Source organism: Variovorax sp. Varisp53 (genome assembly GCF_059491555.1).
Window position 1 is genome coordinate 5334028 of sequence record NZ_CP168512.1, and the last position, 23462, is coordinate 5357489.

The following is a 23462-nucleotide window of genomic DNA, read 5'->3' on the forward strand; positions in this document are numbered from 1 at the left end:
GCGATCAGTCCAGCGACACGTTCGCCTTGCGGATCACGTCCGTGAAGCGCTTGGTCTCGGTCGCCACAAACTGGTCGAACTGCGGGCGCGTGGTCGGGAAGGGCTCGTAGCCGAAGCTCTTGAACTTCTCCAGCACGTCGGGTTCGGCCAGGCCCTTCTCGATGTCGCGCTTGATCTTGTCGGTCACCGAGGCGGGCAGGCCCTTCGGCACGGCGATGGCGTTCCAGCCGATCACCTCGAAGCCCTTCGGGCCGCCCGACTCGCCCACGGTCGGCACGTCGGGGAAGGCGGCCACGCGCTGGGGCGCGGCGGCTGCCAGGAAGCGCAGCTTGTTGGCGCGCTGCAACGGGCCGGCGGTGGCGCTGCTGCCCAATGCAAAGGCCAGCTCGCCGGTGGCGACCGACGTGTACAGCTGCGTGGTCTCCTTGTAGATCACGTGCTCCATCTGCGTGCCGGTGGCCGACTCGAACAGCTCCGAGCCCAGGTGCACCGGGTTGCCCACCGACCAAGAGCCGTAGTCGAGCTTGCCGGGGTTGGCCTTCGCGTCGGCGATCAGGTCACCCACCTTCTTGTACTTGCTGTTGGTGGCGACGGTGAAGAAGAAGTAGGTCTTGAACAGCGGCAGCAGTGCATCGAAGTCCTTGGACGCGTCGTAGGGCAGCTTCTTGAACAGCGCCGGGTACGCGGCCAGGTGCACGTTGTCGAGCACGATGATGTCGTGGCCGTCCTTGGCGCCGCGCTTGAAGGCATCGATGGCGATGAAGCCGTTGCCGCCCGGGCGGTTCTCGACCACCACCGGCTGGCCCCAGGCGCGCGAGAGCTTGTCGGCCACGAGGCGAGCCACACCGTCGGGGCCACCGCCGACCGGGAACGGCGTGATGATGCGCACGGGCTTGGTCGGAAAGGCGGGTTGCTGCGCCGATGCGGTGGTGGGCACCAGCGCGGCCGTGGCCAGCGCGAGTGCGGCCAGGGCGACGTTGCGGCGTGTTGCGTTTGTCTTCTTCATTCTCTGATCCTCTTGTTTCGGTTCTCTTGGTTTTAAAACTCTCCGGGCCTGCCCGATGTGCGCTAGGGCACCTCTTCCGGCAATTCCCTGTCGGCTTTCGCGGCTACTCCGCCACCGCGCCCGAACTCTTGACGATCCGCGCCCACTTCTCGCTCTCCCGCGAAATGAGCGCTGCATAGTCGGGAGGCCCGCCCAGCAAGGGCACGGCACCTTCCACATCCAGCCGCGACTGGAATTCCTTCTCCCCCGCCACCTGCAGCATCTGCGCCGACAGTGTCTTCACGAACGCGTCGGGCGTGCCGCGCGGCGCGAGGATGCCGTAGGTGAGCGTGCTCTCGAAACCCGCGAGTTCGCGCAGGCCCGACTCGGCCACGGTGGGCACGTCGGGCAGCGACGGCAGGCGCTGGGCGCTGGTGACGGCAATGGCGCGCAACCGCCCGCCCTTGACCAGCGCGAGCGCAGGCGGGATGACGCTGAACATCATCTGCACCTGGCCGCCCGCGAGGTCGGTGAGCGCGGGGTTGGTGCCCTTGTAGGGGATGTGATTGATCTTCGTGCCAGTGCGCTGCGCGAAGAGTTCGCCGGTGAGGTGGCCGCCAGTGCCGCTGCCGCTCGATGCGTAGTCGAGCAGGCCGGCACGCGCCTTCGCCTCGTCGACGAGGTCGCCCACGGTGCGCACCTTCGAGGACGCGGGCACCACGAGCACGAGCGCGGACGACGCGAACATGGCCACGGGCAGCAGGTCCTTGCGGGCGTCGAACTTCAGGCCCTTGTACAGCGCCGGGTTGATCGACACGGTGCCCGTGTGGCCCAGCAGCAGCGTGCTGCCGTCGGGCGTGCTGCGCGCCACCTGCTCGGTGCCGAGGTTGCCGCCCGCGCCGGGCTTGTTGTCGACGATGACGCCCGACTTGCGCACCTCGCCCAGGCCCTTGGCCATCTGGCGTGCGAACACGTCGTTGCCGCCGCCGGCCGCGAAAGGCACGACGATGCGGATCGGCTTGCCGGCGGCCTGCTGCGCATGCGCGGGCTGGCCCGCTGCTGCCAGCAGCCCCAGCAGCAGCTCGCGTCGAGCGAGACCCATCAGACGCGTTCGAGAATCACCGCAATGCCCTGCCCCACGCCGATGCACATCGTGCACAGCGCATAGCGGCCGCCGCCCTTGTGCAGCTGGTTGACCGCAGTGGTGGCCAGGCGCGCACCGCTGGCGCCGAGCGGATGGCCCAGCGCGATCGCACCGCCGTTGATGTTGACGCGCGCGTCGTCGTCCTTCAGGCCCAGCAGGCGCAGCACGGCAAGGCCTTGTGCAGCAAAAGCTTCGTTGAGTTCGATGACGTCGATCTGGTCGAGCGTGAGGCCGGTCAGCGCCAGCACCTTCTGCGTGGCCGGCGCGGGGCCGATGCCCATGACGCGCGGCGCAACGCCGGCAGTGGCCATGCCGACCACGCGGGCGCGCGGCGTGAGGCCGTGCTTGGCGGCACTGGCTTCGTCGGCCAGCAGCAGCGCGCAGGCGCCGTCGTTCACGCCGCTGGCGTTGCCGGCGGTGACGGTGCCGTCGGGGCGCACCACACCCTTGAGCTTGGCGAGCGATTCGAGGCTGGTCTCGCGCGGATGCTCGTCCTTGTTGACGATGATCGCGTCGCCCTTCTTCTGCGGCACGGTCACGGGCACGATTTCGGCGTCGAAGAAGCCCGATTTCTGCGAGGCCACAGCGCGCAGCTGCGAGTTCAGCGCCATCAGGTCCTGCGCCTCGCGCTCGATCTTGTAATCGGTGGCCACGTTCTCGGCCGTCTCGGGCATGGAGTCGACGCCGTACTGCGCCTTCATGAGCTTGTTGACGAAGCGCCAGCCGATGGTGGTGTCGTACACCGCGTTGTTGCGGCTGAAGGCGCTCTCGGCCTTGGGCATGACGAAGGGCGCGCGGCTCATGCTTTCGACGCCACCGGCGATCATCAGGCCGGCTTCACCGGCGCGGATGGCGCGTGCCGCCGTGCCCACGGCATCGAGGCCCGAGCCGCACAGGCGGTTGATGGTGCCGCCGCCGATTTCGAGCGGCAGGCCCGCGAGCAGCGCCGACATGCGCGCAACGTTGCGGTTGTCTTCGCCAGCCTGGTTGGCGCAACCGTAGAGCACGTCGCTCACGGCTTGCCAGTCGACGTTCTTGTTGCGTTCCATCAGCGCGCGCAGGGGCACGGCGCCGAGGTCGTCGGCACGCACGCTGCTGAGCGAGCCGCCGTAGCGGCCGAAGGGGGTGCGGACTGCGTCGCAGATGAAGGCTTGGTTGGTCATGGTCTGTCTCTTTTGGAAGGATGTTGATTCGGGTACCGGAAGTCCGCCTTACGCGGCGATCGGCAAACCCACGAGCTTCTCGAGTTCCTCGCGGCTCAGGCCATCGACCAGGTCGACGAGCTTCAGGCCCTCGGGCGTGCATTCGAGCGTGGCCAGGTCGGAGTACACGCGCTTGACGCAGCCGATGCCGGTCAGCGGATAGGTGCACTCCTTCACCAGCTTGCTCGCGCCCTGCTTCGTGAGCAGGTCCATCATGACCCAGGTCTGCTTGGCGCCGATAGCCAGGTCCATCGCGCCACCCACCGCGGGAATGGCGTCTTTCTCGCCGGTGTGCCAGTTGGCGAGGTCGCCGGTGGCCGACACCTGGAACGCGCCGAGCACGCAGATGTCGAGGTGGCCGCCGCGCATCATCGCGAAGCTGTCGGAGTGGTGGAAGAACGAGCCGCCCGGCAGCAGCGTGACGGGCTGCTTGCCGGCGTTGATGAGGTCGTAGTCTTCCTCGCCGGCCTCGGGCGCGGGGCCCATGCCGAGGATGCCGTTCTCGCTCTGCAGGATGACCTCGCGGCCCTCGGGCAGGTGGTTGGCCACCAGCGTGGGCTGGCCGATGCCGAGGTTGACGACGGCGCCGTCGAAGATGTCTTGTGCCACTCGCGCTGCGAGCTGGTCCTTGGTGCGACGTGTGTAGCTCATGGTCATGCTGCCTTCTTGAAGCCGCCGGCCTGCGTGGCCACGCGTTCGATGCGCACCACCTGGTGCACGAAGATGCCCGGGGTCACGATGGTCTCCGGGTCGAGGGTGCCGAGTTCGGCGATGTCGTGCACGGTGGCGATAGTCTTCGTCGAGGCCATGGCCATCACCGGGCCGAAGTTGCGCGCGGCCTTGCGGTAGACCAGGTTGCCCCAGCGGTCGCCGCGCTCGGCCTTGATGAGCGCCACGTCGCCGTGTATGGGGTACTCGAGCACGTACTGCACGCCGTCGATCTCGCGGGTTTCGCGGTTGCCGGCGAGTTGCGTGCCGTAGCCGGTGGGGCAGAAGAAGGCGCCGATGCCGGCGCCCGCGGCGCGGATGCGCTCGGCAAGGTTGCCCTGGGGCACGAGCTCGAGTTCGAGCTTGCCGCTGCGGTAGAGCCCGTCGAACACCTGGCTGTCGGCCTGGCGCGGGAAGCTGCAGATGATCTTGCGCACGCGTCCGGCCTTGAGCAGCGCCGCGAGGCCGGTCTCGCCGTTGCCGGCGTTGTTGTTGACGACGGTGAGGTCCTTGGCGCCCTGTTCGACGAGGCCCTCGATGAGTTCGTTGGGAATGCCGGCGGTGCCGAAACCGCCGATGAGAACCGTGGCGCCGTCTTGGATGCCTGCCAGGGCATCGGCGACCGAGCGCGCGATCTTGTTGATCATGAAGCTTGTCTCCGGGAGTGAGGAAAGAAACCGAACCACCTGAACACGCCGATCGATTCTGCGAACCGCCGATTTGTTCGTCTAAAGAACATTTGTTCGTATAATGAATTCTAAAGAGGATCGACCACCATGGCAACCCACCCCGCACAAACCGACACACCCGCGCCCGGCGACAGCTACGTCCAGTCTTTTGCGCGGGGGCTGCAGGTGATCCGTTCGTTCAGCGCGAAAGCGCCGCACCAGACGCTCAGCGAGGTGGCGGCCGGCAGCGGGCTCACGCGCGCGGGCGCGCGGCGCATCCTGCTCACGCTGCAGACGCTGGGCTATGTGGTGACGGACGGCAAGCTCTTCACGCTCACGCCGCGCATCCTCGACCTCGGCTTCGCGTACCTGTCGTCGATGCCGATCTGGAACCGCGCCGAGCCGGTGATGGAAGCGCTGGTGCAGCAGGTGCAGGAGTCATGCTCGGCCGCCGTGCTCGATGCGACGGACATCATCTACGTGCTGCGCGTGCCCACGCAGAAGATCATGCGCATCAGCCTGGGCGTGGGCTCGCGCCTGCCGGCCTACTGCACGTCGCTGGGCCGGCTGCTGCTGGCCGACCTGGAAGACGACGAGGTGCGCGCACGGCTCGAAGCCTCCGACATCCAGGCGCTGACCAAGCACACGGTGACCGACATCGACGTGCTCATGGCCAAGGTGGCGCAGGCGCGCAAGCAGCAGTGGTGCCTGGTGAACCAGGAACTGGAAGAAGGCCTGATCTCGGTGGCCGCCCCTATCGTCGACCGGCACGGCCGCATGGTGGCCGCGCTCAACATCAGCGGGCAGGCGAACCGCACCAGCGCGAAGGTGATGCAGGAGACGATGCTGCCGGCCCTGGTCGATGCCGCGAAGAAAGTCTCGCAGCTTCTTTAGGCAACCGCACGCAGCCGTTGGCCCTTTCCAGGAACACCGCGGAACCGGCTTCGCCGGGCCGCTGGTGTTGCTTGCCCCCGGTAGGGGGTAGGAGAAGCGACACGAAGTGCGCGAAGCCTGGGGGCGAGTTCAGCCCTCGGAGTGAATGCCCTTCATGATGATCACGCCGCCCAGGCGCGTGGTGTCGGCGCGCATGCGCTTGGCCAGTGTGTCGGGCGAACCGGGCTGCGCCTGCCAGCCGGTCTTGAGCAAGGCCTGGCTCACATCGGGCGAACTGATCACCTCGACCAGCGCCGCGTTGAGCTTGGTGACGGCCGCGGGCTTCATGCCGGCGGGCGCGGCCAGCGCGGTCCAGATCTCGAGGTCGGCGCCGCGCACGTCGGCGTCGCGGATGCTGGGCAGTTCGCCGGCCAGCGGACTGCGCTCGGGCGAGGTCACGCCGATGGCCTTCACCTTGCCCGACTTGATGTGCGGCAAGGCCAGGCCCGGCGGCAGCAGCGCCAGCTGGATCTCGTTGGCCAGCAGGCCCGCAATGACCTGCGGATTGCCGGTGTAGGGCTTGTGCTGCGCCGTGATGGCGGCGCGGCTCTTCAGCAGCTCCATACCCAGGTGGCCCACCGTGCCCACGCCCGGCGTGCCGTACCTGGCGCTGGTGCCGAGGTTGCGCACCCACAGCAGTTGTTCGGCCGCGGTCTTGCCCGAGGCGCTGCCCGACACCACGAGCACCAGCGGCGCGGTGCCGATGAGGCCGATCGGCGCGAAGTCTTTCTCGGGGTCGAAAGGCAGCGACGGATTGAGCAGCTTCGCGATGGTGAGGTTGCCGTTGATCAGCGCGCCGACGGTGTGGTCGTCGGTGGCCTTGGCCACCAGGTCGGCCACGGTGTTGCCGCTGGCGCCGGGCTTGTTCTCGACCACCACCGGCTGGCGCAGGATCTTCGACAGGGGTTCGGCGATGGCACGGGCCGCGAGGTCGGGCGAGGCGCCGGCGGGAAAGCCCACGAGGATGTGCACGGGCTTGGTCGGCCAGGCGGCTTCGCCGGCGGGAGCGGTGCGTTGGGCCCACGAAGCTTTCGCGAAGAGCGAGGCGGCAACGGCTGCCGCGCCGCCTTCGAGCAAGCGGCGTTTGGTGATTGTCAAGGTGACTCCAGAGAGAGTGAAAACCAGGAAATGCGGAACGCCGGCTGAACGCCAGCTGACCATCGCACTTACAACACGTTACAGGACCGGGCTGTGTTGCGCAAGTCCCAACGGACCCGCCGCTGGGGTTTTCACATCGGATGGCGTCTATCGCGCGGGCTTGCCGGGCGCGTGCAGCAACTTGCGCTGCGTGGGAAACAGCGACCAGCCCCAGCGCTGCTGCGCGTAGCCCCAGAGTCCCTGCTTGAAGAACAGAGTGACGAGAATGGCCATCAGGCCGAGTCCGAGCAGATACCACGTGCCGTAGTCGCTCAGGAACTTGTTGAGCGCCCAGAAGATGAGCGCTCCCACCAGCGGCCCTTCGATGCGGCCGATGCCGCCGATCACCACCATGAAGATGGCGAAGGCGGTCCAGTTGACGCTGAAGGCGGCATCGGGGCTGATGCGCAGGTTGCCCACGAAGTACAGCGCCCCCGCGAGGCCCGCGCCGAAGGCCGCGACCACGTACACCGCGAGCTTCATGCGCGCGACCGGAATGCCCTGCGACTCGGCCGCCACTTCGTTGTCGCGGATCGCCAGCAGCGCCAGCCCGCGCTTGCTGCGCAGGAACAGATACACCAGCGCGACCGCCGCAACCACGCAGGCCAGCGCCATCCAGTAGGTGGTGCTTTCGCGTGTCGCCTTGTCGATGCCGCGCAGCGCGGTCAGCGTGGTGCCCGAGCCGCCGCCCACTGCCGACACGTTGGCGAAGCTCAACCGGAACACCTCCGCGATGACCCAGGTGCCGATGGCGAAGTAGCCGCCCGAAAGCCGGAACGCGACGAAGGACACCGGTATCGCCACAAGCCCCGCCGCCAGCGCCCCCAGCGGTATCGCCACGAAAGGATTGACGCCCGCGAAGTTGCCGAGCATCAGCATCACGTAGCCGCCGAAACCGAAGAAGGCCTGCTGCCCGATGCTCACCATGCCGCCGTAGCCCGCGAGCAGGTTCCACATCATCGCGAAGATGAAGTAGCAGGCGATCTCGACGAACTCGCGCATCCAGCTCGACTCGCCCCACCACGGCAGGCTGGCGGCGACGAGCACGAGGGCGATGCCGGCGAAGAGTGCGGCTCGGCTCGCGGCGGTGGCGCGCTCGACGGCAATGAGGGGTGGGGGCATGTTCGTCATCTGCTTCATCCACGTGTCTTGGGGAAAAGGCCTTGCGGCCGCAGCACCAGCACGATCAGGAACACGATGTGCCCGAACCAGATGCCCCAGCCCGGATCGAGCCGGAAGCCGATCTGCTGCGTGACGCCGAGGATCATCGCGCCCGCCAGCGTGCCCCAGAAGGAGCCCATGCCGCCGATGATCACGGCCTCGAATGCGAAGAGCAGCAGCAGCGGGCCGTCCGAAGGAGAAACCGTGGTGCGCATGCCCTGCAGCGCACCTGCGATGGCGATGAGCACGAAGGCAATCGCCGTTGCCAGCGCATAGACCTTCTTCGCATTGAGCCCCATGAGCTCCGCGATCTCGCGGTCGTCGGACACGGCACGGAACGACCGCCCCAGCGCCGTGCGCGCGAACAGCCACTGCAGCGACCCCGTCGCAGCGACCGCGATGGCCAGCACGATCAGCGGCAGCACGCCCAGCGACATTGCATCGCCCAGCGCAATGCCCTGCGTATTGAGCCCGCCGGTCTCAATGGCGCGCGGATCGGCCGAGAACAGTTCGAGCAGCAGGTTCTGGATGACGATCGACAAACCGAAGGTGACGACCAGTGAAGGCAGCGGGTCCTTCCCCAGCGTGCCGTTGAGCACGTAGCGCTGCAGCGCGTAGCCGAAGCCGAAGGCCACCGGCAGCACCGCGAGCGCGACCAGCCACGGCGCCACATCTCCCGTCAACGACACGCCCGCGATGACCGCGAACGCGCCGAGGATGATGAAGTCGCCCTGCGCCGTGTTGGTGAGCCGCATCACGCCGAACATCAGCGACTGGCCCAGCGCGAAGAGCGTGTAGAGGCCGCCGAGCAGCACACCCTGAACGAGGGTCTCAAGCATGGGCAGCCTCCATGCCGAAGTAGGCCTGCGAGATCTGCTCGCGCGTGAGGTCGGCGGAGTTGCCTTCGAGCGACACGCGACCTTCCTGGAAGCAGTAGATGCGCCGCGAGACCTGCCGCGCCATGGTCACGTCCTGCTCGACGATCACGACGGTCATGCCTTCCGCGGTGATGGCCGGCATGGCGGCGTAGATCTCGCGGATGACGATGGGCGCGAGCCCGAGCGAGAGCTCGTCGCACAGCAGCACCTCGGGGTTGCTCATGAGCGCGCGGCCGAGCGCGACCATCTGCTGCTGGCCACCCGACAGCGAGGTGCCCGGCTGGTGGCGCTTTTCGGCGAGGATGGGGAACAGGGCGTACAAGCGCTGCAGGTTCCACGGTCCCTTGCGCGCGGCGGTAGCGCCCATGAGCAGGTTCTCCTCGACGCTGAGGCTGGGAAACAGCCTGCGGCCTTCGGGGACCATGGCAAGGCCGCGGCGCACGATGTCGCCGGGAGGGAGGCCGCCGATGGGCTCGCCCTTGAAGCGGATCGCCTCACCGGGCGCACGCACGAGGCCCGTCAGGCTCTTGAGGAAGGTCGACTTGCCGGCGCCGTTGGCGCCGATGATGGCGACGAGCTCGCCCTGGGTCAGCGAGAAGTCGATGCCGAAGAGGGCCTGGGCGTCGCCGTAGAAGGCCTTGAGTGCGTGGGTGTCGAGCAGGGCTGTCATGGTCTTTGCTCCCTCCCCCTCTGGGGGAGGGTTGGGGTGGGGGCAAGCGGCGTTGGAGTGGTAGCGCTGTCGTGCCCCCATCCCAACCTTCCCCCAGAGGGGGAAGGAGCAATTCGAAGGCGCCGCGCGCTCATGCTTCCATCCCCATGTACACCCGCCGCACCTCCGGGTCGTTCATCACCGCGCGCGGCTCGCCTTCCGCCAGCTTCTGCCCGAAGTTGATGACGAACAACCGGTCCGCCAGCGACAGCAGCGCATGCACCACATGCTCGATCCAGATCATCGTCACGCCGCGCGCCTTGATGCGCTTGAGCTCGCCGACCAGCACCGCGGCCTCGGGCTCCGTCATCCCGCCCGCGATCTCGTCGAGCAGCAGCAGCCGCGGCCGCGTCGCCAGCGCGCGCGCCAGTTCCAGCCGCTTGCGGTCGAGCAGCGTCAGCCCACCCGCCTGCTTGTTCGCATGCGCCATCAGGCCCGTCTGATCCAGCACCTCGTGTGCGGTGTGCCACGCTTCGCGCTCCGTCTGCTGCCCACCGAAGCAGGCGGCGGTCACCAGGTTCTCGAACACGCTCATGTTGCCGAAGGGCTGCGGCACCTGGTAGCTGCGGCCGATGCCCGCATGGCAGCGCTGGTGCGGCTTCAGCCGTGTCACGTCGCGACCCGCGTACTCCACGCGCCCCGCGTCGACACGTACGTCGCCCGAGATCAGATTGAACAGCGTGGTCTTGCCCGCGCCGTTGGGCCCGAGAATGCCCAGCGTCTCGCCCTCGGTTACCGACAGCGTGATGTCGTCGGTGACCTTGAGCGCGCCGTAGGACTTGCTCACGGCATGCAGTGCCAGCAGCGTCATTGCATTCGCTCTTCAGAGCAGCCGCAGCTTGCCGCCGGTGGGAATGTTCGTCGCCGCCTCGTTGTTCACGATGGTCAGCTCCACCTTGTACTTGCTGCCCTTGCCCCACTGGCCGAGCACCAGCGGCGTCTTGCTGACGTTCCTGAACGGCCCCTGCCCGCCCCACTTCACCGGACCGACCACCGAGTTGATCGACGTCGACGCAACCGCGTCGCGCACGTCGGCAGCCTTCAGCGACTTCGCCCGCCCGAGCGCATTCGTCGCCACCTCGAACAGCGCGTGCGCGAAGCCGATGGGCTGCGTCCACTGCTTCTTCGTGCCGGCCTCGTAGGCATCGGCCAGCGACTTCGCGCTCTGCTGCGTAAGGCTCGACGTGAACGGATGCGAGGGGCTCCACCACACCTCGGTCGAGAGGCCGTCGCCCAGGTCGCCCAACGCCTCGATCGCGCCGGGGAACAGCAGCGCCTTGCCCAGCGTGATGACCTTCGGCTTGAAGCCCTGTTGCCGCGCCTGCGTGAGGAAGGTCTTGGCGTCGGGTGGAATCACCACGCCGGTGACGATCTCGACACCCTCCTTCTTGAAGGCCGCGATCTGCGCGCTGAAATCCTGCGTGCCGTTCTGGAAGCGGCCGGGGTCGGTGAGCGCGAAGCCCGTTGCCGCAAGCGGCTTCGGAAACCCGAGCTCCTTGTCGCCCCATGCGTTGCCGTCGCCGTCGTTCGGGAACAGGCCGCCGACCTTCTTGTTGGTGGCGAGTGTCTTCCAGCCGTTGGTGAAGTTGGCGATGACGTCCTCCAGCCCCCAGAACATGTGGTACGTCCAGTTGAAGCCCTTGGCCGGATCGCCCTTGCGGCCGAAGAACCACGGCTGCCACGGCACCACGCTGGAAATGCAGGGCACCTCGTTGAGTTCGCAGGCATCGCTCACCGGGTTGGCGGTTTCGGGCGTGCCGGCGGTGAGCACCAGCGCCACCTTGTCCTTCAGGATCAGGTCGTTCGCCACCTCGCCCGCACGGTTGGGGTTCGACTGGCTGTCCTTCAGCACGATCTGCACCGCGTACTTCTTGCCGCCGACCGTGATGCCGTCCTTGAAGGCGGTCTTCATCTGGTCGATGACCCATTTGTCGGCCTCGCCGAAAGGTGCGAGCGGGCCGGTCTGCGGCGAGACATAGCCGATCTTCAGCGTGTCGGCCGCGAACACCAACGGGCTTGCGCCCGAGGCGACCAGTGCGGCCGTGGCCTGTGTGAACTGTCTGCGATTGAATGCCATGGTTGTCTCCGTCTCTTGTGTTTGTGTTGCCGCAACGACCGGGGTCAGCGCACGAAGTGCGGCGGTATCTGCGCGTCGACGTTCACCCACACGCTCTTGACCTGCGTGTATTCGCGCATCGCGTCGAACCCCATCTCGCGGCCGTAGCCGCTCTGGCCCACGCCGCCGAAGGGCGAGCCGGGATTCACGCGCTTGTAGCTGTTGATCCAGACCATGCCGGCGTGCAGGTCGCGCGCCACCTTGTGGGCGCGCTGCAGGTTGTTGGTCCACAGGCCACTGCCCAGGCCGTAGTCGGTGCCGTTGGCGATCTGCATCGCCTCTTCGTCGTTCTTGAAGGTGAGCACTGTGACGAAGGGGCCGAAGACTTCTTCCTGCGCGACGCGGTCCCTGTACGACTTCGCACGCATCACGGTCGGCTCGACGTAGCAGCCCTTCGCGAGATCGCCGCCGGGCGATTTGCCGCCCGCGAGCAGTTCACCGCCCTCGCCTTGCGCCACATCGACATAGCTCAGCACGCGCTCGCGATGCTGTGCACTGGTGAGCGGCCCCATCTCCGTCGCGTCGTCCAACGGGTTGCCGAGGCGGATGGACCTGGCGAGCGGAATGAACTGCTCCAGGAAGGCATCGGCGATCTTCTCGTGCAGCATCAGCCGCGAGCCCGCAATGCAGGCCTGCCCCTGGTTGTGGAAGATGGCCCAGGCGCTGCCATTGACGGCGGCCTGCAGGTTCGCGTCCTCGAACACGATGTTGGGCCCCTTGCCGCCGAGTTCGAGCTGCACCTTCTTCAGGTTGCCCGCGCTGGCCTGCACGATGCGCCGGCCCGTGGCGGTGCTGCCGGTGAAGGCGATCTTCGCGATCTCCGGATGTTCGGCGATGTACTGGCCCGCCACGCTGCCCAGGCCCGGCAGCATGTTGACCACGCCGGGCGGCAGGCCCGCCTCGGCCATCAGCTCGGCGATGCGCAGCGAACTGAGTGGCGTGATCTCCGCCGGCTTCATCACGACGCAGTTGCCGGCCGCGAGCGCGGGCGCCATCTTCCAGCTCGTGAACATCAGCGGGAAGTTCCACGGCACCACCTGGCCGACGATGCCGACCGGCTCGCGCAGCGTGTAGTTGAGGAAGCCCTCTTCGACCGGAATGGTCTCGCCCTGGAACTTGTCGGCCATGCCGCCGAAGTATCGGAAGCATGCGGCGGTGCGCGGCACGTCGAGCCGGCGCGAATCGCGGATCGGGTGACCGGTGTCGAGCGATTCGAGGCGCGCGAGTTCCTCGCCGTTGGCCTCGATGAGGTCGGCGAGTTTCAGCAGGATGCGGCCGCGGTCTGCGGCGGCCATGCGACTCCATTTGGGGAACGCGCGCTTCGCAGCCGCAACCGCTTTGTCGACGTCGGCCTTGCCGGCGAGCGCGACGTTGGCGATGGGCGTGTTGTCGTGCGGGTTGAGCGTGGCGAGGGTCTCGCCGGACTCGGCGTCGACGAAGCGGCCGTCGATGAAGAGCTGGTGGCGGATGATGGAGGCAGGCATGGGTTTCCTCTCCCTCCCCCGCTGGGGGAGGGTTGGGGTGGGGGCTTCTTCGAAGAGGGCGCGGGCTCGGAGAGCCCCCACCCCTGCCCTCCCCCAGAGGGGGAGGGAGTAATGCATCAGAACTGCACCGGAATCTCGGGCGACTCGCCCTTCTGGATCTCGTACACCAGGCTCGGCGACCCGTTCTCCCAAACCAGCAACATCGAGCGCTTCGGGCTGAAGCCCTGGTGCCGGCAGTACGCAGGCATGGCCGCCATATCGCCGGCCTTCATGATCACGCGGGCCATCGGCCTGCCGGTGTTCTTGTCGCCGCAGTCCCAGTGGATCTCGTCGGTCATCTGGAAGAACCACTCGACGCGGTCGTTGCCATGGATGATCGGCAGAATGTGCTCCTCGGTCGTCGGGCACATGTAGCTGTGCTTCACCACCGAGGTGAAGCTCGGGTTCCACGTAACCTGCGAACGGCTCAGGAAGCCGAAGAGATTGAAGGCATGCACCTCGTTCTCGAAGCCGGGCTCGGGGTGCAGCTCGGGCTGGCCCTGCGGCACGTCGGCAAAGGCGCGGTTGACCGGTGCGCCGCGTTCGTCGCTGCGCAGGTCGAGGTCGCCCTTCAGGCCCACGCAGCGCTTGGCCAGTTCGCGCGCCCTCGTGATCTTGGCGGTGTTGTTGCCCTTCTTGCGGCCGTAGGGCGAGCCGGTTTCCTGCGGCGCTGCGAACGGGTCGAAAGCCTCGTTGGTCCAGTCGTCGAGCATGGCCTCGAAGGTGGCGCGGATCTGCGCCGTGGGGAAGTTCTCGAGCAGGTCGATGCCCGCGTCCTTCATCGTGCCGTTGAAGCTGCCGGCGTACAGGTCGACCGACTCGTAGTGGTTGACGGTGCCGAACACGTCGTCGAAGTTGACCCAGCCGTAGAAGAAGCCCCAGGCCACGTCGCGCATCAGCGCGCGCAGGTAGCTGCCGGCGTCCATGGTGTGGCTCATCGGGCGGCCGTCGCGGGTCTTCCAGCCGATGTGCACGAAGTATTCGTCGCGGTGAAAGCTGAAGCTGCCGAGCGAGAAGTCCTTGTAGCCCAGTGTGGCGTCGGGCTGCGACGCGATCACCTTGGCGAGTTCTGCGGGTGCGTTCATGGTGTGGCTCCTGTCCTGTTCAATGGGTTTGGCAGATGTCGGCCCACTTCTCCACCGAGAGATCGCCCTTGCAGCTCTGCAGCACGATCACGCCCGGCTCGCCGGCACTGCGGAACTGGTAGGCGGTGTTCTTCGGCAGCAGGCCCTGGTGGCCGCGAGAGAGCTTCATCCAGCCCATCTTCCTGCCCTGCGGTTCGCCCTTGACCAGCACGGCGCCGTTCTTGTCCTTGTCGGCCACCGTCTGCGCGGCATCGAGCTGCACCAGGTGCACTTCGACATCGCCGTCCATCACGAGCGCGAACTCGTCGTGCGCGCAGGTGTACCAGGGCGAGGTGCCTTCGGCGCGCAGCGTCTCCAGCACGTAGATCTGGTTCTGGCCGAACACGACCTTCTCGTAAGGTTTGCTGATGCTCGCGATCTCGAAGCAGTTGGAAAACGCGTAGTGGCGCACGTCGTCGTCAATCGGTTCGACGTGGCCCTTCTCGAAGTGCTTGAGCGACCCGAAGCGGGTTTGGTAGGCGGTTGCGGTCATGGCGGGGTGTCTCCTGTGATGAGCGAACTCTAGGAGTCAACCGGCGCCGCCGGTAGGGATCAGTTTGGAAGAGGATTATTCGGCGCTTCCGAATAATCGCTGGGGTTTACCCCCGTTCGGGCACCAGCCCTAGCCGCTGGTCCGGCTGAACTCGATGAGTTCCGCCGGGATGAGCCCGCGCTCGATCAGCGCCGCGTCCCATGGCGGCACGCGTGTGAAGCGGGTGGCGATGTGCTCGATGAACAGGCGCAGTTTCAGCGCATTGCGCGAGGTGCCCGCATACACCGCGCTGAGCGAAAACGACGACAGCTGGTGTTCGGCCAGCACCACGCACAGCTCGCCGCGCGCAATGGCATCGCCCGCCACCAGCGTCGGCAGGCAGACGATGCCCGCATGCTCCAGTGCGTATTCGCGCAGCAGATGCACGCTGTTGGTCAGCAGCGCGGCGTTCAGGTAGATGGTGGTCTGCTCGCCCTGGTGGTGAAAAGTCCAGCGGTCGCGCGTGGGGTAGCCCGAATACAAGCCCAGCTTGTGGCGATGCAGCTCGCGCGGCGTGGCGGGTATGCCGTGCGCCTCGAGGTACGCCGGCGTGGCGCAAAGCACCCGCCGCACCGGAAACAGCGGCCGCGACACCAGCTCCTGCGAGGCCGCGGGAAAAATCTGCAGCGCGCAGTCGACGCCGGCTTTCACCGGGTCGGCCACCGCATCGCTCACGATCAGTTCGAGGTGGATGTCGGGATAGGTCGTCTGGAACTCGCGCAGCAGCGAGGCAAAGCGGCCCAGCACCATGCCCGTCAGCGCATGCACGCGCAGCGTGCCCGAGGGCGTGCCGCGCGCTTCGCGCATCTGGTCGACGATGCTCTCGGCACGCACGACCAGCTCCGTGCAGTCGCGCAGAAAAGCCTGGCCCATGTCGCTGAGCCGCACCACGCGCGTGCTGCGGTGGAACAGCGGCGCGCCCAGGAACTCTTCCAGCTGCTTGACCCGCGTGGTGACGACCGAGTTGGCCACGCGCAGTTGCCGAGCGGCTTCCGCGAAGCTCTGGGTCTGCGCGACGCGAACGAAGGTTTCAATACTTTGGAGACGGTCCACGGCCGCACTGTACTGCGCGAGCCCGGTGTTGCGGCCAGCTCGAAAGACCGTCATCACTGTGTCTGAAGGTTAACCACCACTTACAATGCCTGCCGCATCTCCCACCCCCTACGAGGTCTTGTCCGCAATGCCCAAGAGCCCCCGGCCACGCGCCCGTTTCAGCTTCTCTCCCGCCGTTCGCGCCCTGTTCCTGGCCGCGGCAACCTGCGGCGCCGTGCTGCCGGCACTGGCCGCCATCGAGCACGAGGAAGTCGACAAGCTCATGCAGGCCGGCAAGCTCGACGAGGCCATGACAAAGGCCGACGCCTTCCTCAAGGACAAGCCGCGCGACCCGCAGATGCGCTTCCTCAAGGGCGTGATCCAGCTCGACACCGGCAAGCGCGCAGAGGCCATCTCCGCCTTCACGCAGCTCACGCAAGATGCGCCCGAGCTGCCCGAGCCGTACAACAACCTCGCGGTGATCTACGCGAGCCAGAACCAGTTCGACAAGGCGCGCAGCGCGCTCGAAAGCGCGATCCGCACCAACCCCAGCTACGCCACCGCCCAGGAAAACCTCGGTGACGTGTATGCGCGGCTGGCGAGCCAGGCCTACAGCAAGGCCCTGCAGCTCGACCAGAACAACACCGCCGTGCAGCCCAAGCTGGCGGTGATCCGCACCCTCTTCACGCCGACGCCGGTGGGTGGCAAGCCGACGGCCGTGGTCGCTTCGGCGGCGCCAGCGCCGGCACCGGCACCCGTGGCCAAGGCGCCTGCTCCCGCGCCAGCCCCTGCCGCGCCGCCGCCGGCCAAGGTCGCGGCCGCCCCTGCACCGGTGGCCGCCGCGCCCAAGGCGCCCGAGGCAACGCCGGCGCCAGCGCCCGCACCGGCGCCTGCGGCCAGCACCGCGTCCAATGCCGAAGTCGAATCGGCCGTGCGCGCCTGGGCTTCGGCCTGGGCCGGCCAGGACATGGAGCGCTACCTCGCGGCCTACGGCCCCGACTTCGCGCCCGCAGGCGGCCAGAGCCGCAAGAGCTGGGAAGAAGACCGCCGCGCCCGCATCGTCGGCAAGTCGAGCATCAGCGTGAACATCGAGAACCTCGCGATCAAGGTCGACGGACAGACCGCGACCGCCAAGTTCCGCCAGATCTATCGCGCGGACAACCTCAACGTCACGAGCCGCAAGACGCTGGACATGCAGCGCTCAGGCAATCATTGGCAAATTCGCAAGGAAAGCGTCGGCGGCTAGTGGCAGACATCGTCCGGCACGGCCGGCTTCAGAATCCCCCGTTCCGCCTGCGCAGCGGACAGCTGCTCGCAGCCCTGACGACCGCTTCCGCGCTGATGCTCGTGGCGCCCGGTGCGGCACTGGCATCGAACAACACCAAGACAGGCAGCAGCGCCAAGGCCAAGGCCGCAATGGGCAGCCACGCAGGCAGCCGCTCCGCCAAGGCCCAGCCCAAGAGCAGGAAAGGCGCGGTTGCCGCAGAGACCCGAACGGCTGGCGCAACAACGGCAAGGCCCGCACGAAAGCCCGCCTCCAACGCGGCCCCCATCCAGGAAGCCGGCAACGCCGAGGCACGCCTGATCGCGGTCTACGAAATGTTCGGCCGCGGCCAGGCCCGCCCCGCGCTGGCCAAGGCCCGCGACCTGGTGCGCGACTACCCGAACTTCCAGCTCGCGCAGCTCGTCTACGGCGACCTGCTCGCGGCGCAGGTGCCCCCGTCGAACGCGCTGCCCGACACCGCCAGCATCGCGAAGATGCGCGGCAACCCGGCCATGGCCGAGCTGCACGAGGAATCGAAGCGCCGCCTGCAGGCCCTGCGCGAACGGCCGCCGGCCAACACCGTGCCGTCGCAGTTCCTGGCGCTCTCCACCCGCAGCCGCTATGCCATTGCCGTCGACGCCTCGCGCTCGCGGCTGTACCTGTTCGAGAACTCCGACAAGGGCCTGAAGCTCACGGCCGACTACTACATCTCGGTCGGCAAGTCGGGCACCGACAAGACCACCGAAGGCGATGCGCGCACTCCGCTGGGCGTGTACTACATCACCAGCAGCCTCGATCCGAAGTCGCTGAAAGACTTCTACGGCGCGGGCGCTCTTCCCATCAACTACCCCAACCCATACGACCTGCGGCGCGGCAAGACCGGCGGCGGCATCTGGCTGCACGGCACCCCGCCCCAGCAGTTCGCCCGGGCGCCGCTGGCGAGCGACGGCTGCGTGGTCATGGCCAATCCCGACCTGAAGCAGCTTTTGCGGAAAGTGCAGATTGGCGCCACCCCGGTGGTGACCGCGCGCAGCTTGCAATGGATTTCGCAGCCGCAGGCGGAAAAAGAGTCGCAATCGATTACCGGCGCAATCAATGGCTGGAAAGATGCGCGAGCCAATGGAAATGAAGCGCAATTGAAGAAATTCTATTTGCCCGATTTCCAGCGCAGCAGCAAGAAATCCACCGAAGGAATTTCGGCTGTCGACGAAGAAGTGAAATACGCGCAGGGCAAGCGCGTGCAGCTCAAGGACATGTCTTACCTCCACTGGCGGGACGGTGACGACACCATGATTGTTACCTTCGGCGAAGTGTTCGAAGGCGAAAAGAGTGGACGCTCCCGGCGCCAGTACTGGTTACGCCAGGGTACCGACTGGAAGCTGTTTCACGAAGAAATCCTGGGCTGAGGCCCGGTTGAAGCCCTCCCGGCGGCGAGGCAACCTCGCAATCTCGTGACTTTTTGCTCACGAGATAGGCCTTTTTTCGATGTTACATCTGGCCCGTTGGGGGCCTGCGCTACGTAACACGTAACGCATTTGTTCCCGTAACGTTTCCCATTCGCGCGTTCCCAGCGACGTAACGACACATCCCATCTTTATGGGAGGTGACATGTGTCGTACAGAGGGAAATATTCGTTTCCAAACTGTCAATCGGTTGGGCAGGCCGTTTCTGATTCCGGCCGGCAGGAGGCTGGCCGCCATCCTGCTTTATCTCTTTCGCTCAGTACCCACTAGACAAAAGTACTAGCTACTTCCCTGTTGATACACAGAGTTACGCTGTATAACATTGACCTGCAAGTCTTTGTTAACACTCCTGGAAAGGGAAATCATGCTTGGATCTATTGCTCGTTTTCTGCGCGATGAAGAAGGTGCTACCGCAATTGAATACGGAATTATTGCGGGGTTGATGGCTATCGTTCTGGTAGCCGCATTTAGCAAGACCACCGGGATTGGCCTCGCACTTACAAACATGTTTGCAGCTATTGCCGGCAAGCTTCCCAGCACCCTTTGAGTTTGAACATCGCTTTTCTCTTGTGGCTGATTCTTGTTGTCGTTCATGACTTCCGGATGCGCCGCGTTCCTAACTGGCTTGTGCTCGCAGGGGCCGCCCTTGCACTCACAGCCCTGGCGTTGGGAGCGGGGCCTCTTGGAGGCGATTGGCGTGCTGCACTTCTCGGCGCAGGAGCAGGGTTTGGTGTTCTCTTGCTGTTCTACGCCACCGGCCTCATGGGAGCGGGCGACGTGAAGTTCGCCAGCGCCCTGGGGCTGTGGGTCGGTTTGCCAGCTTTGGCGTCGATTTGGATCGTCGCCAGTTTGATCGCCGGCGCCCACAGCGTTCTCTGGTTCGTCCTCAAGCGCTGGCCCTTTTTTCCGCGACTCGCTTTGATGCTTGCCGGCCCGTCGCGCGCGCCCGAATCCGGCGCACCCTCTGGCCGGGTTCGCTCCATTCCGTACGCGGCCTACCTCGCCTTGGCCACCGCGGCGTGGATGGTTTGGGGCCGACAGAGTTAGCCACAACTAACTCTGCTCCGTCTCGCAGGCCCTTCATCTCTTTCTCCATGAACGCTTGCCTTCCATCTTCAGTTCGCCGCCCATGATCAATCTCACCAAAATCGTCGCCGCCATCCTGGTTCTTCTGGCCATCGCGCTGGGTGGCTATGCTTGGATGCTCGGTCGACAGGCGCCGCCGAGGACTGCGGTGACGACGGCACCGGCATCCAATCAGCCCCAGAGCCAGCAGGCGCTTACCCATCCCGTGGTGGTCGCAGCCAAACCACTGCCTGCAGGTCAGACCATTCCCGCCGACGCCCTGCGCGTCGAGCGCCTCACCGTCAATCCGACTGGAGCCTTCCAGGACGTGGCAACGGCCGCCGGCCGCGTCCCGGTCCTCGATCTTTCCGAGGGCTCGCCCGTGATGGAGAACCAACTGGTTTCAGGCCTCGCCCTCCGCGTAGGAGAAGGCGAGCGCGCGGTCGCCATCAAGGCGGACGAAATCATGGGCGTCGGCAACAAGATTCAGCCCGGCGATTTCGTCGACGTGTTCATCACGCTGAAGTCGGACGGCAAGGATGTAGACCGCAGCCAGGCTCGCTTGCTTCTCTCCCGCAAACGTGTACTCGCCTTCGGCTCTGCATCCGTCGACGGACTTCCTTCAAACACAGCGGACAAGCAGCAACAGCAAGGCCAGCGGAGCGAAACGGCCCGAACGGCGGTGCTGGCCATAACCGTGGATGACGTGAACCGTCTCACGATCGGCGACGCGACCGGTCGACTGATACTGGCGCTGCGCAATCCCAACGATATGGCGGAACCTGACTCCAAGCTGTTCGCCGATCTCCCGTCGGCATTGCAGCCTGCATCGATCCGGCCCGGCGAGCCTCGCCGGGCTCCTCTGGAAGGTCTAGACCGCGCGCAGGCAGGCTTGACAACAGTGGATCTCGTGACCGGCGGCAAGACCATCGCTGGTCGCCCGGCCTTGACCGAAGCACGCGCTACCTCCGGCGGCACACGGACGCCCCAGCCAGGCATCGCCCGCGGCGGTCTTCAAGTCGAAGTCATTCGTGGCGACCGCAGCGAAACCATGAGTTATTGAGTGCGGCGCTCTACCCGTCGCCTCGTCCGTCATCCAGGAAAGAAGCCACACATGCCCTACACGCCAAGCAAGCCGTTGAGCAACCCTTCGGATGCTTCGTCGCTGCTGCGTTTCTCGCTGATCGCCCTGTGCGTGCTGGCCCCCGCGGCCTGGCCGCTCGCCACCAACGCAGCGGACGCCCAGCCCATGCGCGCACAGCCTCAGAGACCGCTGATCCTCAACGCCGGTACCCAGCAAGAACTGCTGATCGACAGGGGCATCGAACGAATGGCCATCGCCGATGAAGCGGTGGCGGCGGTCGCGGTCACACGCAAGGCGCCGAGTTCTCCCGCGGCGCGGCTGATCATCACTGGCAAGGCTGCAGGGCGCACCACGTTGATGGTCTGGGAAAAGGGCAGCGCGGCAGCGACCACCTACGCCATTGAAGTGCGGCGCCGGAGCACCACCCTTGCCGGAACACTGGACAGCATGGCGGCGCATCAGCAGGCGCGCGATACAGCAATGGCTAGCGCGCCCGACAAGGCAGAACTCATCGACCGCTCTGTCGTTAATGTTCGCAGTAACACCGTCCAGGTCGAGGTGAAGGTGGTGGAGTTCAACCGAAGTGTGCTCAAGCAAGCCGGCTTGAACATCTTCAGCACGCGCGCGAATTCAAACGGGTTCAGCTTCGGGGTCTTCGGGCCGTCTTCGCTCGGCAGTACCACCTTCGCTTCAAACGGCGCTATCAGCGGCGACTACCACAATCCGCTGGCGCAGGCCTTCAGCCTGTTGTTTAACTTCGGCAAGGCCGGCGTCGGCCTGAACGTCGGTTTCCTTGAAGGCAACGGCATGGCCCGTGTGCTCGCGGAGCCCACACTGGTCGCTATGTCCGGCCAGAGCGCCAGTTTTCTGGCCGGCGGAGAACTGCCCGTGCCCGCCCCCCAGGGGTTGGGTACCACGAGCATCGAATACAAGCCTTTCGGCATTGGCTTGACCTTGACGCCTACTGTGCTGTCCAACGACCGCATCGTGCTCAAGGTGGCACCGGAAGCCAGCGATCTCGACTACACCAACTCGCTCAGCATCGGAGGCGTTGCCGTGCCCGCGATCACCACCCGACGCGCCGACACCACGGTGGAACTGGGCGACGGAGAAAGCTTCATCATCGGCGGACTCGTCAGCCGCACCACGACTTCGAACGTCGACAAGGTCCCGCTACTCGGCGACCTCCCGATCCTGGGCACCTTCTTCCGTCAGAACAAGTACCAGATGAACGAGAAGGAGCTGGTGATCCTCGTCACACCCCATCTGGTCAAGCCCATTGCGCGCAACACTGATCTGACGCCCTATCTCCCCGGCGGCGCCGAACAACGCGACGGCGCCGTGTGGCGCTCGCACTTCCTTGGCGGTGCGGCCAACACGGCGGTGCCGGGCTTCTCTCGCTGATGGATAGAAGTCATGCGAACCCCGCAGCGCAGAGCGACACCATGAACGCACCTCGCGACAACCTCCCGGAAACAGGCAGCGAAACATATCTTTTCGCGTCAGCCAACGGCGGCCACATCACTTGGCTGACCGACGCGCTGAGCCATGAAGGCTCGGTCGTCGTTCTAAGCCAGGACACGAAGTCGATCGACGAGCGCATCTCGCTGCTTGGCCCGGTGGCAGTGTTCATCGACTTTTCGCCCGAACAAAGCGTAGCGGCCAGCGAGCTTCACCAACGGCTCAAGCGCGACTGGCCGACCTTGCCCGTTCTGGCCGCCGGCGTTTCTTCGCAGCCCGCAGCGATGCTTGCGGCCCTTCGCACCGGCGTAGACGACTTCATCGACATCTCGGCCTCGCCCGCCGAGGCCGTGAGCACGTTGCGCGCGCTCCTCGAAAAGCGGCGCTCGCTACCGGGAGGCATGCGTGGCAGTACCCTGGCCCTGCTGGGCGCGCGCGCCGGCTTGGGCGTCACCACGCTGGCCACGAGTCTGGCCCTCACATTGCACGATCACTTGGCGCAAGCGCCTGCACGGCCGCCGGGCCGCAGCGGACGCCATGGCGTCGCACTGCTCGACTTGGGCCTCCCCGCGCGCGATGGCCTGCTGTACCTGAACGCGCAAAGCAGCTTCAGCTTCGTGGATGGCGTGCGCAACCTGCGGCGGCTGGACCAAACCCTGCTACACACGGCGCTGGCACATCACACCAGCGGCGTAGCCGTGCTGCCGCTGCCGACGAACCTGGCGCAGGTGCGTGAAATATCACATGCCGACTCCGTCTCGCTGATCCGACGCCTCGCCGACTTCTTCGACTTTCAGATCGCCGACCTGGGCGGCTTCTCGACCATCGACTTCATGGCCCAGACCGTTCGCGAAGCGCAGAACACCTGGGTCGTATGCGACCAGAGCATCGGCGCGATTGTGTCGACGGCCAACATGCTCAAGGAACTGCGCGCACGTAACGTCGAAACCGAGCGGTTGGTGCTGGTCGTGAACAAGTTCGACCGTCAGGTGGGCCTGTCGGCCAAGGACATTGCCGAGCGCCTCGAACTGCCGCTGCAGCACGTGCTACCTGACCGCGGCACCCAACTGCTGGCGGCCGGCTGTCGCGGCGAAATGCTGGTGCGCACCGCTCGCAATGACCCCTATGCGCAGGCCGTCGGCGGCCTAGCCCGCACCCTGCATCAGGAATACATGTCCGTCACAGGCCAACCCCCACCCAAGGATCCACGCTGGACTGCGCTGATGTCGCAAATCACCGGCCTCTGGAAGAGTTCAAACGAAGGTTGAGCCCA

23 protein-coding genes are annotated in these 23462 nt (G+C 66.1%); 8 read left to right on the top strand and 15 right to left on the bottom strand.

The annotated features are described in order from the left end of the window. Positions 1-4: 4 nt before the first annotated feature. From ACEOAB_RS25100 to ACEOAB_RS25120, 5 genes are all read right to left on the bottom strand, one after another. Positions 5-1006 carry a Bug family tripartite tricarboxylate transporter substrate binding protein gene (locus tag ACEOAB_RS25100; RefSeq protein ID WP_413748580.1) on the bottom strand — a complete coding sequence of 334 codons (1002 nt, stop codon included), beginning with the start codon at positions 1004-1006 and terminating at the stop codon, positions 5-7. A gap of 103 nt (positions 1007-1109) precedes the next feature. Further along, positions 1110-2087 (bottom strand): Bug family tripartite tricarboxylate transporter substrate binding protein, encoded by a 978-nt coding sequence (locus ACEOAB_RS25105; RefSeq protein ID WP_413748581.1) that lies wholly within the window; start codon positions 2085-2087, stop codon positions 1110-1112. After that, positions 2087-3292 carry a 3-oxoadipyl-CoA thiolase gene (gene pcaF, locus ACEOAB_RS25110; RefSeq protein WP_495653168.1) on the bottom strand — a complete coding sequence of 402 codons (1206 nt, stop codon included), beginning with the start codon at positions 3290-3292 and terminating at the stop codon, positions 2087-2089. Before pcaF ends, ACEOAB_RS25105 begins: the two co-directional genes overlap by 1 nt. Before the next feature lie 48 nt (positions 3293-3340). Then, entirely contained in the window at positions 3341-3988 is a 648-nt protein-coding gene (locus ACEOAB_RS25115) for a 3-oxoacid CoA-transferase subunit B (RefSeq protein ID WP_413750617.1), read from the bottom strand. Then, entirely contained in the window at positions 3985-4686 is a 702-nt protein-coding gene (locus tag ACEOAB_RS25120; protein ID WP_056520167.1) for a 3-oxoacid CoA-transferase subunit A, read from the bottom strand. Before ACEOAB_RS25120 ends, ACEOAB_RS25115 begins: the two co-directional genes overlap by 4 nt. Positions 4687-4815: 129 nt before the next feature. Here ACEOAB_RS25120 and ACEOAB_RS25125 point away from each other — a divergent pair, with 129 nt between their 5' ends. Then, on the top strand, positions 4816-5601 hold the full coding sequence (locus tag ACEOAB_RS25125) for an IclR family transcriptional regulator domain-containing protein (protein WP_413750618.1): 786 nt from the start codon (positions 4816-4818) through the stop codon (positions 5599-5601). Positions 5602-5730: 129 nt separating this feature from the next. Here the strand turns inward: ACEOAB_RS25125 and ACEOAB_RS25130 are convergent, their stop codons facing one another. The 10 genes from ACEOAB_RS25130 to ACEOAB_RS25175 form a co-directional block, all read right to left on the bottom strand. After that, positions 5731-6738 carry a Bug family tripartite tricarboxylate transporter substrate binding protein gene (locus ACEOAB_RS25130; protein WP_413750619.1) on the bottom strand — a complete coding sequence of 336 codons (1008 nt, stop codon included), beginning with the start codon at positions 6736-6738 and terminating at the stop codon, positions 5731-5733. A 147-nt stretch (positions 6739-6885) separates the two neighbouring features. Further along, positions 6886-7899: a branched-chain amino acid ABC transporter permease gene (locus ACEOAB_RS25135; protein WP_413333660.1), complete on the bottom strand. Its 1014-nt coding sequence runs from the start codon at positions 7897-7899 to the stop codon at positions 6886-6888. 14 nt (positions 7900-7913) lie between these two features. Next, on the bottom strand, positions 7914-8777 hold the full coding sequence (locus tag ACEOAB_RS25140) for a branched-chain amino acid ABC transporter permease (protein WP_413750620.1): 864 nt from the start codon (positions 8775-8777) through the stop codon (positions 7914-7916). Next, complete coding sequence (locus ACEOAB_RS25145) at positions 8770-9486, bottom strand: ABC transporter ATP-binding protein (RefSeq protein ID WP_413750621.1); 717 nt, start codon at positions 9484-9486, stop codon at positions 8770-8772. The genes ACEOAB_RS25140 and ACEOAB_RS25145 overlap by 8 nt, the downstream gene beginning before the upstream one ends. A gap of 130 nt (positions 9487-9616) precedes the next feature. Continuing rightward, a complete protein-coding gene (locus ACEOAB_RS25150) occupies positions 9617-10336 on the bottom strand; it encodes an ABC transporter ATP-binding protein (protein WP_413751126.1) in 720 nt (239 codons plus the stop codon). Positions 10337-10348: 12 nt separating this feature from the next. After that, positions 10349-11602 (bottom strand): ABC transporter substrate-binding protein, encoded by a 1254-nt coding sequence (locus ACEOAB_RS25155; protein WP_413751125.1) that lies wholly within the window; start codon positions 11600-11602, stop codon positions 10349-10351. 44 nt (positions 11603-11646) lie between these two features. Next, positions 11647-13110 (bottom strand): aldehyde dehydrogenase family protein, encoded by a 1464-nt coding sequence (locus ACEOAB_RS25160; RefSeq protein WP_413751127.1) that lies wholly within the window; start codon positions 13108-13110, stop codon positions 11647-11649. Positions 13111-13241: 131 nt separating this feature from the next. Next, positions 13242-14249, bottom strand: coding sequence for a hydroxyquinol 1,2-dioxygenase (locus tag ACEOAB_RS25165; RefSeq protein ID WP_413751141.1), 1008 nt, complete (start codon positions 14247-14249; stop codon positions 13242-13244). A gap of 19 nt (positions 14250-14268) precedes the next feature. After that, complete coding sequence (locus tag ACEOAB_RS25170) at positions 14269-14781, bottom strand: cupin domain-containing protein (protein ID WP_413751142.1); 513 nt, start codon at positions 14779-14781, stop codon at positions 14269-14271. 129 nt (positions 14782-14910) lie between these two features. Further along, entirely contained in the window at positions 14911-15873 is a 963-nt protein-coding gene (locus tag ACEOAB_RS25175; RefSeq protein ID WP_413751144.1) for a LysR family transcriptional regulator, read from the bottom strand. Positions 15874-16000: 127 nt separating this feature from the next. Between ACEOAB_RS25175 and ACEOAB_RS25180 the strand changes: the two genes are divergently transcribed. The 7 genes from ACEOAB_RS25180 to ACEOAB_RS25210 all read left to right on the top strand — a co-directional run bounded on the left by ACEOAB_RS25180 (position 16001) and on the right by ACEOAB_RS25210 (position 23457). Further along, on the top strand, positions 16001-17098 hold the full coding sequence (locus ACEOAB_RS25180; RefSeq protein WP_495653169.1) for a nuclear transport factor 2 family protein: 1098 nt from the start codon (positions 16001-16003) through the stop codon (positions 17096-17098). Continuing rightward, entirely contained in the window at positions 17098-18522 is a 1425-nt protein-coding gene (locus ACEOAB_RS25185) for a L,D-transpeptidase family protein (protein WP_413749215.1), read from the top strand. The genes ACEOAB_RS25180 and ACEOAB_RS25185 overlap by 1 nt, the downstream gene beginning before the upstream one ends. Before the next feature lie 421 nt (positions 18523-18943). Further along, positions 18944-19126 (top strand): Flp family type IVb pilin, encoded by a 183-nt coding sequence (locus ACEOAB_RS25190; RefSeq protein ID WP_413749216.1) that lies wholly within the window; start codon positions 18944-18946, stop codon positions 19124-19126. Then, complete coding sequence (locus tag ACEOAB_RS25195) at positions 19123-19626, top strand: A24 family peptidase (protein ID WP_413749217.1); 504 nt, start codon at positions 19123-19125, stop codon at positions 19624-19626. The genes ACEOAB_RS25190 and ACEOAB_RS25195 overlap by 4 nt, the downstream gene beginning before the upstream one ends. Positions 19627-19708: 82 nt before the next feature. Continuing rightward, positions 19709-20707: a Flp pilus assembly protein CpaB gene (gene cpaB / locus ACEOAB_RS25200; protein ID WP_413749218.1), complete on the top strand. Its 999-nt coding sequence runs from the start codon at positions 19709-19711 to the stop codon at positions 20705-20707. Between the two features lie 51 nt (positions 20708-20758). Further along, on the top strand, positions 20759-22132 hold the full coding sequence (locus ACEOAB_RS25205; protein ID WP_413749219.1) for a type II and III secretion system protein family protein: 1374 nt from the start codon (positions 20759-20761) through the stop codon (positions 22130-22132). 41 nt (positions 22133-22173) lie between these two features. Next, entirely contained in the window at positions 22174-23457 is a 1284-nt protein-coding gene (locus tag ACEOAB_RS25210) for a CpaE/TadZ family protein (RefSeq protein WP_413749220.1), read from the top strand. Positions 23458-23462 lie beyond the last annotated feature (5 nt).

Bases quoted from the DNA above. Each gene is read 5' to 3' on its own strand.
- ACEOAB_RS25205 (WP_413749219.1), top strand. From the start codon at position 20,759: ATGCCCTACACGCCAAGCAAGCCGTTGAGCAACCCTTCGGATGCTTCG.
- ACEOAB_RS25180 (WP_495653169.1), top strand. From the start codon at position 16,001: ATGCCCAAGAGCCCCCGGCCACGCGCCCGTTTCAGCTTCTCTCCCGCC.
- ACEOAB_RS25125 (WP_413750618.1), top strand. From the start codon at position 4,816: ATGGCAACCCACCCCGCACAAACCGACACACCCGCGCCCGGCGACAGC.
- ACEOAB_RS25155 (WP_413751125.1), bottom strand. From the start codon at position 11,602: ATGGCATTCAATCGCAGACAGTTCACACAGGCCACGGCCGCACTGGTC.
- ACEOAB_RS25105 (WP_413748581.1), bottom strand. From the start codon at position 2,087: ATGGGTCTCGCTCGACGCGAGCTGCTGCTGGGGCTGCTGGCAGCAGCG.
- ACEOAB_RS25170 (WP_413751142.1), bottom strand. From the start codon at position 14,781: ATGACCGCAACCGCCTACCAAACCCGCTTCGGGTCGCTCAAGCACTTC.
- pcaF (WP_495653168.1), bottom strand. From the start codon at position 3,292: ATGACCAACCAAGCCTTCATCTGCGACGCAGTCCGCACCCCCTTCGGC.
- ACEOAB_RS25135 (WP_413333660.1), bottom strand. From the start codon at position 7,899: ATGCCCCCACCCCTCATTGCCGTCGAGCGCGCCACCGCCGCGAGCCGA.
- ACEOAB_RS25120 (WP_056520167.1), bottom strand. From the start codon at position 4,686: ATGATCAACAAGATCGCGCGCTCGGTCGCCGATGCCCTGGCAGGCATC.
- ACEOAB_RS25165 (WP_413751141.1), bottom strand. From the start codon at position 14,249: ATGAACGCACCCGCAGAACTCGCCAAGGTGATCGCGTCGCAGCCCGAC.
- ACEOAB_RS25145 (WP_413750621.1), bottom strand. From the start codon at position 9,486: ATGACAGCCCTGCTCGACACCCACGCACTCAAGGCCTTCTACGGCGAC.
- ACEOAB_RS25210 (WP_413749220.1), top strand. From the start codon at position 22,174: ATGAACGCACCTCGCGACAACCTCCCGGAAACAGGCAGCGAAACATAT.
- ACEOAB_RS25140 (WP_413750620.1), bottom strand. From the start codon at position 8,777: ATGCTTGAGACCCTCGTTCAGGGTGTGCTGCTCGGCGGCCTCTACACG.
- ACEOAB_RS25190 (WP_413749216.1), top strand. From the start codon at position 18,944: ATGCTTGGATCTATTGCTCGTTTTCTGCGCGATGAAGAAGGTGCTACC.
- ACEOAB_RS25150 (WP_413751126.1), bottom strand. From the start codon at position 10,336: ATGACGCTGCTGGCACTGCATGCCGTGAGCAAGTCCTACGGCGCGCTC.
- ACEOAB_RS25100 (WP_413748580.1), bottom strand. From the start codon at position 1,006: ATGAAGAAGACAAACGCAACACGCCGCAACGTCGCCCTGGCCGCACTC.
- cpaB (WP_413749218.1), top strand. From the start codon at position 19,709: ATGATCAATCTCACCAAAATCGTCGCCGCCATCCTGGTTCTTCTGGCC.
- ACEOAB_RS25115 (WP_413750617.1), bottom strand. From the start codon at position 3,988: ATGACCATGAGCTACACACGTCGCACCAAGGACCAGCTCGCAGCGCGA.